At 58.6% G+C, this 13,313-nt stretch carries 5 protein-coding genes; 1 reads left to right on the forward strand and 4 read right to left on the reverse strand.

Annotation, left to right across the window (positions count from 1 at the left end):
• Positions 1 to 122: 122 nt before the first annotated feature.
• From ABD903_RS22020 to ABD903_RS22035, 4 genes are all read right to left on the reverse strand, one after another.
• Complete coding sequence (locus tag ABD903_RS22020) at positions 123 to 6,713, reverse strand: MBG domain-containing protein (protein ID WP_345227826.1); 6,591 nt, start codon at positions 6,711 to 6,713, stop codon at positions 123 to 125.
• A 1,385-nt stretch (positions 6,714 to 8,098) separates the two neighbouring features.
• On the reverse strand, positions 8,099 to 8,983 hold the full coding sequence (locus ABD903_RS22025; RefSeq protein ID WP_345227827.1) for a hypothetical protein: 885 nt from the start codon (positions 8,981 to 8,983) through the stop codon (positions 8,099 to 8,101).
• 695 nt (positions 8,984 to 9,678) lie between these two features.
• Positions 9,679 to 10,764, reverse strand: a complete 1,086-nt coding sequence (locus ABD903_RS22030) for an aldose epimerase family protein (RefSeq protein WP_345227829.1) — start codon at positions 10,762 to 10,764, stop codon at positions 9,679 to 9,681.
• A gap of 106 nt (positions 10,765 to 10,870) precedes the next feature.
• Positions 10,871 to 11,425, reverse strand: a complete 555-nt coding sequence (locus ABD903_RS22035; RefSeq protein WP_345227830.1) for a Riean_0653 family protein — start codon at positions 11,423 to 11,425, stop codon at positions 10,871 to 10,873.
• A gap of 495 nt (positions 11,426 to 11,920) precedes the next feature.
• On the opposite strand from ABD903_RS22035, the gene ABD903_RS22040 reads away from it, so the two are divergent.
• Positions 11,921 to 13,303: a lysophospholipid acyltransferase family protein gene (locus ABD903_RS22040; protein ID WP_345227832.1), complete on the forward strand. Its 1,383-nt coding sequence runs from the start codon at positions 11,921 to 11,923 to the stop codon at positions 13,301 to 13,303.
• Positions 13,304 to 13,313 lie beyond the last annotated feature (10 nt).

Genomic DNA, 13,313 nt, shown 5'->3' on the forward strand with positions numbered 1-13,313 from the left:
GTACTTGAATTAGGTGCGTTAGTCAAACAAAAAGCCCTCTGCCACCAAGCAGAGGGCTTTTTAGAAGGCTTGAATAGCTCAGTTGCCGGTAGGTTGCTCGCTACTCTCAGTTCACCGGCGGCTTACCGCGCTGATATGGCAATGCGTTGGTTGATTACTTGACCGTTGATGATCAGACGGCAGAAGTATACTCCCGTTTGCAGGTCTTTGCGTTCCAACGTTAGGTAGTGCTCCTGTCCGCTTTGCACCTCAGCGTTAAAGAGTGTGGCTACCAGAACACCCAGCTGATTGTACAGGTACACTTGCACCTTTCCACCTTTCTGAGTTTGGAAGTGGATGGTCGCACGTTCCGTCATGGGGTTTGGGTAGAGCTCCAGTAAGTTGGTGGTTGCGCCTTGCGCAGGTGCGGCTTTGGCCGGAGCAGCGGATGCCGCAAGTGGCGCCGTGGTTTCGCCCGGCGTGCGCGAGGCACTGCCGCTGCCCGTTACCGTAATGCAGTCGGGAGCAACTACGCTACGCTGAGCCGTTTTAACGGCTTTCCAGTTGCTGGAGTACCAAATGCCACCGTTGCTGCGGTATACCGTAACGGCCAGGCTATCCAGGGTTGCGGAGGGGTTCTGGAAGCTGTCGAACATTTCCATTTGCATGGTGCAGTTGCCCTCTATGCTTACCTCCACACCGTTCACAATTTCCTTTACGTTGGCCTTGCTGCTGAACTGAGCCCTCGGGCTGGTTACGGCAAGCACCGAAATGGCATTGCTCTTCAGTTTGTAAGTGTGCGGTACGGAGGTGAGTACACCGTTGCGGTCGTAGTAGCTCTTCACGGTTATTTCCGCGCCGCCCTGCGGGTTCTTCATGCTCTTGTTGTACTGCACGTAGAAAGCATAGCCCGCCGAACCTTTGATATACCCCGCCGAGCCGGTATTGGTAAACGAGCCACCACCGGCAATTAGGCCGCCAGGGGTAGGTGCCGCCACCATTACCTCTTTGTCGGTAGAAGGGTCGTTGGGGTTGTTGCGGTAATTGCCGGTTACTTCCACGCCAATGTTTAGGATGGAAGCCAGGCCACTGATGTTGTACTGCACGTTAACGGCAGCGGTACCCGTGCTCAGGTCGCCGGGGTTTACCAGGCCTACGGGCAGGTTTTGCGCGCCGTTAATTGGAATACGGGTTTGGCCGCTACGAATGAAGAAGGACACCCGGGCAGTTCTGATGTCACCGTCGAAGTTGGCGTTGTTCTTCAGGGTAGCCACCAGGTTCAGGGTAGCGGTGCTGCTGTTCGGGCCGGTGGTCCAGAAGAAGCTGGAGCCGATGTAGTACGTGTCGGCTACCGGGTTAGAGGTTTGCGGAATGATGGTAAGCGTGCCGTTGGTCGGCGTCAGAGTGTAATTGTTGAGCACGGCGGGAGTTGCCGTTACATCGGCCACAATGGGGTACGTGCCCACGTTGGTGTACTTCGAAGCAAGGGTACTGAAAGCCCCCACAATGTCGTCGCCGTTCAGCACGCCGGTAAGCACCCCGGTAAGCGTGGGGTTATCCACGCCGTACATTCTTTGCTGGTTGTCGGCACGCACGGCCAAGGCGGCTTTGCCAATGGTTAAGGTGCCGTTGGTGGGGGTTAGGTTGTAGTTGCTGAGTATCTCCTCGGAGGCTACCACCGCGGCCACAATGGGGTACTGACCGATGCCCGTAGTTAGACCTGCTAAGGTGGTGTAGCTGGCCGCAATGGCGTCGTTGTTCTTCACTCCCACAAGCGTACCGGTAAGCGCAGGGTTAGCAGCTCCGTAAGTCCGGTTTTGGTTGTTAGCAGTTACCAACAACGCCGCCTTGCCCACGGTAAGTGTGCCCTTGGCATAGGTGAAGCTGTAGTTAGTAGCCGCGCCGCCACTCACCGTAATATCGTAGCTGCCATGCCCGCTAGCGGTAGTGGCAGTGGTGGCGGGAGTGGGGGCGGTGGTCAATACGTTTGCCGATTGGCCAAGCACAAACCCGCTGTAGCTCACCGTGAGCGGAGGATTTGCGTCGCCGTAGGTTTTGCCCTTGTTGTCGGCAGTTACCAGCAGCACAGCCGGGTTTACCGTTAGCTGTACAGTTTTAGACGCTGCGTTATAGTTGTCGGTAGCGGCTGCGCTAACGCTCAGCGTGTGGTTGCCGGCACCCAAAGCAGCGCCCGAGGCGGGCGAGTAAGTCAGGCCGCCGGCTGCTGAACCACCGGCCACGCCACTGGCTCTGGCGTTTAGTTGGGTGCCGTTTAGCAGGGTGCCGTAGGTAATGTTAGCAGGGGTATCCCACGCAATGCTTTGGTCGGCTTTGGCAATGGTGAGCAAACCGGTGGTGGGGTTGTTGGAAGCACCCAGCTGGTAGTTGTTGTTGGTTAAGGTTGCTTCTACGGCGTAGGTGCCGGCATTAATAGGCTGCACCTCTGTTTTGATGCCCCCCACCGTTTGGTAATACTTGATTGCTACCACACCCAGTCCAACTGGTTCAGTAACAGCGCTGGCTGCCTTTACCGCTCCGGTGTACGTATGGGCTAGGTTGCCAAACGAAATGGTAGCCAAGGCCTTGCCTATGGTCATGCTGCCGTTTGTTTCGGCGGCCAGGTAGTTGGTGCTAGTGGGGTAAGCGCCTTTCACCGCGTATGTGCCGGCATTCAGGGGAGCAGTGGCACTGAACCCACTAGCGCCCGAAGGCTGGTAGGTAACTACGGCGGCTCCTAAATCTGCGCCGTTTATGCCAGTTACGCTCCCCGTTACGGCTTGTGAACTGCCCGTGTACGTGTACCCTGTGGGGTTCAAGTGAAGTGCCACCGTGGGTGTGGCCTTGCCAATGGCAATGTTTACGCTACCGTTTTGGTCGAAGTAGTTGGTGCCACCGGAAAAGACCCAACTGGCTGTTCCACCGGGTGCATCCGTGAACCGGGCGCCCAAGTTCAACGAGCTGTTCAGGCTGATTCCATTCACACCGGTTGCGTTGCCTGTCGCACCGTGTTCGAGGCCATCGTAAATGGTGGAACTGCCCACTACGGTAACGTTGGCCGTGGCTTTGCCAATGGAAAGCGTGTTTGAACGGTTAGCAGCAGGCTCATAGTTGCCATTGCCTGCGAAGGAAGCATGTACTTCGTAAGTGCCGGCGTCTATGGGGGTGACATTTGCGCCGCCCTGCCGGTAAACCACAACTGCATTACCCAGCTGCTGGACGGTTTGGTTGACCGTGACACCTTGGACCGTGGCGCTGCTTACCGCTTTGGCGGTGTTGGTGTACACAAAGGGGCCGCCCACCACTACCGAAATACTCGCTGCGGCCCGGCCAATCGTCATCGTGCCTTGGATATTGGCAGCTTGGTAATTCGGGTTGTTCAGCGAAGCGGTGACGGTGTAGGTGCCGGCATTAATTGGGGCTGTGGTGCTAGGACCGTAGGCTGCCTGGTTGTTGTCTGTTCCGGTGTACATCAGGCCTACCCCGCTTAGGTTAGCGCCGTTTGCTTGGGGGCTGGTGGCAGCCGATGCCGGATGTACAAGGCCGTTATAGGTAGCCGTTAAGCTGGATGCGTCGAAAGAAAGCGTCGCGGTGGCCTTGTCGATGGTCATGCTGCCCGTAATGGCCGCGGGCAGGTAGTTATCGGTTTCGGCATACGAACCTTTTACTGCGTAAGTCCCGGCGTTAAGCGGCTTGGTCGCGCTGAAATCGGCGGCGCCGGCGGCTTTGTAAGTAACCGAGGCGGCACCCAGACTAACATTGTCCACGCCTGTTACGCTGCCGCTTACTTCCTGATTACTGCCCGTATAAGTGTAAGACGAGGCAATGTTTAGAGCAACAGCAGGTGTGGCTTTGCCAATGGCAAGCAGACCGGTTACGCTTGCAATGTGTTGGTTGCTGGCATTTACCAATTGGTAGTTAGCATTGGTGAGGGTTGCCGTTACCACGTAGTCGCCGGCGTTAAGCGGAATAACGGGAGCGGCATGTTGGCTGTAGGCTACTTGCACGCCCGCCGCCGGTGGTGTAGCAGAGGCGCGTACCGTTTTTGGTGAATTGGTATAAGTTTGAGTCAAGTCGGCGGCGGTTAGCGCAATGGTAGCGGGTGCCCGGCCAATGACGAGCGTACCAGTGGCCGCTAGGGCCGGATTGTAGTTCGCATTGCCTGCAAAGGTTGCCAGCACGCCGTAGCTACCCGCGTTGGTAGGTGCTGTTTCGGGGTTGCCGGCTAGCGAGTAACTCACGGCAGGCACCAGCACATCATCATTTACACTGCTTACCGTTGCGCTTTGCACAAAGTGGGCCGAGGCATTGTACAGGTAAGGCCCGCCCACGGTAAGCGTAATGGTTGGGGTGAACTTATCCACCGTGAAGCGCTGGTCTACGTTGGCGGCAGGGTTATAATTGGCACTGCCTGCTTGCGAAGCGCGTACAACCACCGTACCGGCACCGGTAATGGTGATGGTGCTGCCGCTGATGCTGGCAAAGGTGTTGCCTTCGGTAATGCTGAATGTCACGGGGCCGCCCGGTGCGCTGGCACTGACCATAAACGGTGCGGCGCCGTAGGTTTTGTCAGTTAATGGGCCGAACGAAATGCTCTGCCCGGCCGGAGCAATGATAAAGGTCCGGTCCTGTGCTTCGGCCGCTTCAAAGTTGTCGTTGCCAGGCTGGGTAGCCCGCACCGTTACGCTGCCGGCACCAGAAATGGAAAGCATATTGCCGTTAAGGCTGGCAAAAGCGTTGCCGGCAACAATGCTGTAACTAACAGTAAGTCCCGAGGATGCCGTGGCGCCCAGGTCAAACGCCGCGTCGCCAAACGTTTTGGCACCGGGGTTGGCAAACGTGATGCTTTGCGTTGCCCGGTTTACAACAATACTGTTTGTGGTAGAAGCGGAATTGAAGTTGCGGGTGTCATTCGGGGCAAAAGCGGCAGTTAGGCCATAAGCTCCAGTTTTTGCAGCCAGTACAGTGGCCTCGGTAACGTTGCTTCCTCCGGTATGGGAGTAGGTAATAGCACCGGGCAGTACTTGGCCGTTAAAGCTGGCCGATGCCGTTAGTTTCCCGCCCAGTGTGGTTCCGTAGCCGATGGCTGCCAGCGGCGTGGGCAACCAGCTAACCGTTGGCGTAGCCTTTCCAATGCGAAGCGTGCCGGTTACCGGCGTAGTTCCATCGGCAAGCTTGTAGTTCGCATTGTCAAGCGTTGCCTCAATGGCGTAGTCGCCCGCAGCAGTAGGCGCTGGCTCTGCCGTACGGCTTGCGCCGGTTCCCTGGAAATAAGCCAGCGTTACGCCACTCAGGCCCGCCGGAACGGTAGCAGCTGTGGCTGCCAACGCCGAACCGGTGTAAGTGCGCTCCGTATTGCTGAGCACAATTTCGGCTATTGCCTGGTCCACGGTTAATTGCCCGCTGACGTAGGTTATGTCGTAATTGTCCGCTGTAAAAGTGCCTCCGCTGGCTCCCGATGCGACAATGGTGTATGGTCCCCCGTCCACACTTGCTGTTGCTGCAGCACCCGTGCTGGTCAGTGTAACGCTGCCCACGGTTTCGCTATTTGCCAAGCCGGTAGTGGTAAAGGCAGAAGTGCCAAGCACCAGTGCTTGGTTGTAAACCTTAGAGCGGTTATTCGCCGTTATGGTCAGCTCTTTGGGAATGACAGTCAAACTGCCGGAAACGTAGCGAATGGTGTAGTTCTCCAGACCCGTTCCTGTCGCCGCATCCGGCGTAATTTCATACTGCGAACCGGCTACGGAAGCCGTGCGGGCAGCACCTGTGCTGCTAAGGGTCACGCTGGTTACCGTGTTGCCGTTAACTAGGCCAGTAGGCGTGAATTCGGTGCCTGCGAAGTTGACCAAGTCACCGTATGTTTTGCTACGGCTATTGGCCGTAATCGTAAGCGGCGCGGGAGAAATTGAAAGGGTAGCAGTTCTCTCAGCTGCAAGGTAGCTGCCACTGGCAACCTGTAACGCTTTAATAGTGACAGTGCCAGCCCCAGTAATAAGTACCTGGCCGCTTGCCGAAACCGTGGCGCTGCTGCCCGAGGCCAGTGAGTAGGTTATGGTACCTGCCGAGTTGGAAGTTGCCGAAACAGTAAACCCGGCGTCGCCATACATTTTGCTGATGTCGGCAAACTCAATTGTAGGTGGTACCAACACAGTAAACGACGTGCTGCTCACGCCCATTCCGTTTGGGGTAACCACACTGATCTGGCCAGAACTTGCTCCCGCAGGTACCGTTGCCGTAATGCTGGCGTCACTGTTCACCGTGTAAACGGCCGATACACCGTTAAAGCGTACCGCTGTGGCGCCAGTGAACAAGCTGCCACTAACCGCTACACTGGCCCCAACGGCCCCCGATGCAGGCGATACGGCCGTGATAATTGGGGCGCAGCCTTCGTCAATCTGCCCATTACAGTTGTCATCAATGCCATTGCCGCACACTTCCAATGCGCCGGGGTACACAGCTCTGCTGTCGTCGTCGCAGTCGTTGCTGTTGCTAACGTAGCCCGAGGGAGCGGAGCAGGCTTGAACTGATGCCGCCGCTTTGCCGAAGGTGTCGCCGTCGTTGTCCAGGAAATAGGTCTGCAGTGGCAGCACCGTAACCGTATGCGTGGCGGTAATCGGACCATTACAGCCTGCCGCGCTGGCCGTAATAACACTGGTGCCGCTGTAGCCAGCCGCGTAGGTTACAGTTCCGGAAGAAGCTACTATGCTGTTGCCCGCAGCTACCGATGCTGCGTCCAAGCCGTACGAAACGCCGGTTGCATTGGTAGCCGTGGCGCTGTAGGTAACGGTACCGCCCGCTTGGCAGCGCGAAGACGTGTTGCCCGATGTAAAAACAGGTGTGCCAACTGTGGGGTCTATAGTTATAGTAGCAGGTTGTGATAGAGCAGTAGCGCAAGCTCCATTCTGAACCAAAGCCCTGAACTGAGTAGTTGCCGTTAAACCCGAATACGAATGCGTAGGAGTCGTATTGCTGATAAAAGTCCAGGTATTCCCATTGTCAACAGATTGCTCCCACTTCAACACCTCACCTCTATGGTCAGTTAAAGTTAGTGAACGGCTGATGCCACTTGCCGTACAAATGGTTGTAGACCCTCTGATTGAGCCGCCAACCGAAACTTCGGAGACCGTAAGTTTGGCTACACTTGAAAAGGTTGTGATGTTGGACTGTTTTGCAATGCATCGATATTCATAATTGTGCATCGCGGCTAAAGCATTTGATACCGTCAAAACGGATGTGCTACTGCCACTGTATATAGAGTTGTTCTGTAAGTTGTTAAAAGCTCCAGTTCCCGTGTTTACCTGCCATTGATAACCCAAGGAAGCATTGACTCCCGCAATAGGAGATGCAGATACAGTAAAGGAGGCCTGCCCACCAACGCATACTGTTTTATCCGTTGGTTGTTGAACAAACTGATGGACTTGGGCAAAAGAAATCTGGGGTATAGTAAGGCAGAACAGGAGAAAGAAAACGCGGTGGATCTTACTTGTTTCTCTCCAAAGTGAATAGTGTAAAGGTGTGTTCATGGGGGCAAGCGAGTTAAGGTGTTGAAACCGTTTCGGTAAGCGCATAGGAATTCCTGCCCAGCGTCTAAGCGGGGAATTCGAGCAAGGTGATTAGGGCAGTTTTAAGGCAGAAATACTCTATGACTTGTCATAAGGTAATAACTTAGGTATTAAATCAATAAAAAATATAAAACTTTCTTTCGCCGAAGACGTAAAAAGCCTCTTGTAGCCTGCAAGGGCGTTTTGTCTACTAGCCAAAAAGTCTACTTAGACCGCTCATGCACGAGGTTGCTATTGTGAAAAATAGAATGTATATGGGTTTTATTAAATAATTTGGTGCCTGATGTTCGTCGACTTAATGAGTAGTGTCATATAAAAGAAGCAGAGTCACAGCGGCAGATGCGGGCAAAAGGCCGCCCAGTTCATGTTGCATAAGAGCAAGGCTTCCATGTCCAGAATCTGAAAGAGCATAGTTGCAGGCTACCGGCCAAATGTGTGTCTACACGTGGCCTGTTTAGCGGGCAAATCCGGGCAATTGAACTGGCTACCAACTGGTTTATAAACGCGAAAGAGGCCCGGCATTTTGCCGGGCCTCTTGATTACCAATGCAGCAAAGCCGATTATCGCCGCTGGCTGCCAGCGCCGTACTCACCAAACCGGTCACTGCGGTCGTCACGGTCGTTGCGGCGGCGTTGGTCATCGTCGTGGTGGTCGTAGCCGCGGTTGGTGCGGTTGCGGCTTTCGTCGTCGTAGAGGCTGCTGGAATAGTCGTCGCCGTAGCCGAAGTCCGAGCGGCGGCCGTTGCGGTTGCTACCATCGTAGCGGCGTTCGGGCTGCCCGTCGGTGTCGCGGGAGTTGGGGCGACGGTTATCGGCGGGGCGGGTACGCTCCTCGCCCTGGTCGTAACGGTCGGAATAAGAGCCGTATGATTCCTGGCCGCCGCGGGCGCGTTCGTAGCTGGTGCCACGGTAATCGTTGCGGTTGTCGTCGCGCGGTTGCGGGCTCGACCAGCCCCGGGTGTCGCGCTCGTACATGGCGCCGTAGCGCGCCGAGTCGGGCTCGTTCTGGTAGCGGTAGTTGGCCTCGCGGCTCGATTCGCGCCGGCGACGCAGGTCGGCATCGTCGTCTTCGAGGCGGCGGGCGGCGCTGCCGGGCCGGCCGGCAATGCCGTAGTTGCTGTAGCCGTGGCGCGAGTTGTCGAAATCGTAGTTGGAGCGCGGGTCGTAGTGCGGGCGCTGCGGGTCGTTGTGCGAGTCGTAGTACTGCGGACCGTTGCGGTAGTTGTCGGCTTCCTGTTGGCGGCCGCGGTCATTGCCGCCGCGGTAGTCGCCTTCGTAACCCCGGGGCCGGTTCTCCGACTGTCCGCCGAAATCGTTCGGGCGGTTGCGGGCGTTGGGGGCGTTGCGGGAGGCCGGTGCGCCGTGGTCGTCCTCGTCGTTGTGGCGTTGGCCGGCGCGGTGGTCGTCCTGGTGGTGTGAGCGGCGGGAATTCGGGGAATTGGCCATAGCAGCGAGTCGTTAGGAGGTTGGTTGTGGTAGGCTAGAATGTACCCCGCCGCGGGCCGGAAGGTTACGCTGCTGCCGCCGCACCCGGTTAGCAGGCAGCTACGGATTCCGACATTGTAACGCAACAAAAAGCCCCGGTCACTAGCCGGGGCTCCACTCACCAGGAACGTGTTTCACTCACCAAAGCGTTTCTGTTTCCCGGGGCAAAGGTGCAGCCGGTATATTACCCCAGCGTGAAGCCGCCGTTAGGCTTTCGAGACGGAGCAGCACGGCGGAATAGAATACGGCCTCTGCCCATCAAACGCAAAAAGCCGCTGCTCGAAAGCAGCGGCCCTGGCCCCTGGTGCAAAGTCCATTCACCCTAACTTCCTTGTCCCAGCGGCACCACAGCCAGGGCTGACTATGGCCGAATTCCACCCTACCTACTATTGCCGTAGCCAAAACCAACGGTTTCAAACCTTCCCCGGTGTCTCCACACCTGGCGCCAGTAGGTAGCGAAGCCATTGCACCGGGCGGCGGAACCACCGCAGTACCTCGGACATCAACTTCGTCTCAAAGCTACTACCGGCCCAGCGCGTTGCGTGGGCTTCTTGGGTGAATGACTGACCTGACTGGCTGAAAGACAGCCACGGCTATGCGAACGGAAACAGGCCCGTCAGATGCTGTAACGGTAGAGTCTTGTTGCTACAAGGCGGCTACGCTTCGGCCCGCACGCCGAACCGGTACACGGTGGTAGACCGAAATACCTGCCCAGGGCGCAGAATGGTGCCCGGAAACGCGGGGTGATTGGGCGAATCGGGGAAGTGCTGGGTTTCCAGGCAGAAACCGTAGTGCTGGGTGTAGGGCACGTTGTCTTTGCCCACTAGCGAGCCGTCGAGGAAATTGCCGGCGTAAAACTGTATGCCGGGTTGGCTGGTAAGCACCGTGAGCGTCCGGCCGCTGGTGGGCTCGTACACAAACGCGGCGCGGTGCAGGCCCGAGGGCGCCAGCGGCGCGGGCAGCACCCAGTTGTGGTCGTAACCGCCGGGCACCTGGGCGATGCGCGCCCCAATGGCGGTGGGCTCCCGGAAATCGAAGGGCGTGCCGGCCACGGCGCGCAGCTCGCCGGTGGGAATCAGCGTGTCGTCGACCACGGTGTAGCGGTCGGCGGGAATGGTCAGCTCGTGGCCGAGGGCGTTGGGCACCTGGCCGTGGGCGAGGTTGAAGTAGCTGTGCTGCGTCAGGTTCAGGGGCGTGGCGCGGTCGGTGGAAGCGCGGTACTCAATGCGCAGGCTGTTGTCGGCGCAGAGCACGTACTCTACCTCCAGGTGTAGGGTGCCGGGGTAGCCTTCCTCGCCGTGGGGGCTGTGGTAACCCAGGCGCAGGGCCGGGCTGCCGTCGGGGGCCAGGTGCGGGGTGGCGTTCCACATCACTTGGTTGAAGCCGCGGGTGCCGCCGTGCAGGTGGTTGGAGCCGTTGTTTACCGCCAGCTGGTAAGTATGCCCATCGAGGGTGAAATGGCCGTTGGCAATGCGGTTGGCGTAGCGCCCAATGAGGGCTCCGAAGTAGGGATTGGCCTGCTGGTAGGCCGGGCTCAGGTAGCCCTCAAGCGAGTCGAAACCCAGCACCACATCGGAGAGGTTGCCGTGGCGGTCGGGCACGAACAGATGGGTGAGGATGCCGCCGTAAGGCGTAATGCGGGCCTCGGTGCCGTGGGCGTTAACGAGGCTGAACAGCGGCACGGCCTCGCCCGTGGGCGCGGTGCCAAACGAAACCGACGTGGGAGTAGACGAAGAGGCCATGCGCAACCGGGTTAGCGGGAGAAGAAAGCAATCAATACTGAAAAACGGTACGGGCTATACGACGCGTCGTTGCCTTTGGCTGGCGTGACGGGTAGCGCAACAAGGTTTAAAAAGTCACGTCGAAGCGGCCGTCGGTGAGGCGCACCGTTTGCCCGTCGTCGGTCTGGGGCGTCAGCTCGAAGGTGCCCGAGACGATGCGCGCCACCGTGTCGAAGCGGGTGATGGTGAGCGTGCCCGCGGCGGCGGGGCCGGTCAGGTAGTCGCGGCCGGGAAAGGGTTCGTAATCGATGAACTGACCATAAGGCGGGTTGGCGCTGGTGATGCGCGGGTCGGCCGTTTGGTCCAGCGCGAACGTGCCTGCGCGGCGGATGTTCGGTACCCAAAACACTAGCCGCATGTTCTGACTATTAGTGATGCGCATCATCGTCAGTGTAAGTGCATAGCCGGATGGCCGGCGGCGCCAGGAAACAAAGAACGGGTTGCCGGAAGAAGTGGAGGAGACGTACGCGGGCTGCCAGGCCTGGCCGTCGATGAGGCAGCCGGCGCGGTTCTGGCCCGTTTGCGTGGCGGGCGGCAGCGTTTCGAGCGGCGTTTTCTCTTTTTTGCAGCCGGCGCACAGCAGCAGGCTCAGGAGCAGGTGGGAAATGACTGGCGGTTTCATGGGCGCAGGAACTCGTGTGGGAACGAAGCAACGGTAGCGGGTGGAAAGATGCTGCCTGCCCGGGCCGTACCCAAAACAATCGGGCGGCACATCAGACATTACAGAAACGCTGACGCCGCCATTAATGGGTGTTGAATGGGCATTAACAGCCCTGAGTGCCGAGTTGCATCGGACTTTATGCAGGCGAGTGAAAGGATAAATCATGCAATGGTGGAAAAAGCAAAACCGCCAACGGCTGCGCCCGGCTCCGGCAGGGGAGCAGCAAGGGCACGCAGTAGTTGGCGGTGTGTGTAAGTAGGCGTAACAGCGCGGTAGTACAAACAAGGTAGCCAGCCGGTTAATTCATGCAGCAGCAGTTCAGAGTATAGTATTGTCACGCCGAAAGCCGCCTTTCACGCCCCGTACCCAAGCATTTCGCTTAAAATGCCGTAATCTGCACCAGGGTGGGCTGCGCCGGGTTTCAGCCGCCGCGCACGTGCCGCCCGTTTCGCTTCTATGTCGCTTTTCTACTCTCTCGTGAAGCCGCCGGTGCAACTGGCGCTTCGCGTGTTTTTTCGGCAGCTGCAGCTGCACCACCCCAAGCGCCTAAACACGCCGGGGCCGCTGGTTATTGCCGCCAACCACCCCAACACGCTTATGGACCCGCTGCTGGTAGCGGCGCACCGCAAACAGCAAATTGCGTTTCTGGCCAAAAGCACGTTTTTCCAGAACCCGGTGTCGCGCTGGTTTATGGAAGTGTCGCGGTGCATTCCCGTGTACCGCCGCCAGGACGCCGAAACCGGCGACGCCCGCGAAACTCCCGCCGAAATGGCCCGCCGCAACGAGCAGATGTTCGCCCGCTGCTACGACCACCTCGACGCCCGCGGCGCCATTATGATTTTCCCCGAGGGCAGCAGTGTTTCGGAGCGGCGGCTGCGGCCGCTGAAAACCGGGGCCGCCCGCATTGCCTTGGGCGCCGCCGCTCGCCGCGACTTCGCCCTTGATGTGCGCATCCTGCCTGTGGGCCTGAACTACTCCGACCCGCGCCGTTTCCGCTCCGATGCCCTGGTGAATACCGCCGAGCCCATTCGCGTAGCCGACTACGCCGACCTCTACCGCCAAGACCCCGAGCAGGCGGCCGATGCCCTCACCGAGGAACTGCGCCGCCGCTTGGAAAGCCGGCTCGTTATTACCCGCGACGACGACGAAGACGACCTCGTGCGCCGGGTGGAAGCCACGTTCGGCCAGTACCTCGTGCCCGAGCACAACGACGCGGCCACGCCCCTCGAAAACTTCCGCCTCACCCGCCTGCTGCTGCGCGCCGTGGCCTGGTACGAGCACCACGACCCGGAACACTTCGCCGCCCTGCGCCAGCACGTGCAGCAGTACGAAGCCAACCTCAAGCAACACCGCCTCAGCGACGAAGCCATGCGCCGCGGCACCCCGCAGCAGCGCGCTTGGCGCGGTGTTACCACGGCCGCCAAACTGCTGCTCGGCTTTCCTGTGTATGTGTACGGGGCCGTGAATAATTACATGCCCTACATTATTCCCTCGCAGGTAGCCAAGCGCCTCACCAATGAGGTAGAGTTTATAGCACCCATTATGCTGGTTACCGGCATGTTTTCCTTTGGGGTGCTGTACCCGCTGCAAACCTGGCTGGTGTACCGCCTGAGCGGCAGCGCCGGACTGGCCATGTTATACCTGCTGAGTTTACCCGTTACCGGTTTTTACGCCCTCAGCTACTGGAACCGCCTCGCCGACCGCTTGGAGCGCCTGCGCCTCTACCGCCTGTTCCGCCGGCAGCCCGCCGTGGTGGAAGATTTGTTCCGCCAGCGCGCCACCGTGCTTCACGAACTAGACGAAGCCCGCCGGGAGTACCTGCAAGCCACTGCCCGCTAGCCAGGACGAA

Source organism: Hymenobacter koreensis (assembly GCF_039541855.1).
In the GTDB taxonomy this organism is placed as follows: Bacteria; Bacteroidota; Bacteroidia; order Cytophagales; family Hymenobacteraceae; genus Solirubrum; species Solirubrum koreensis.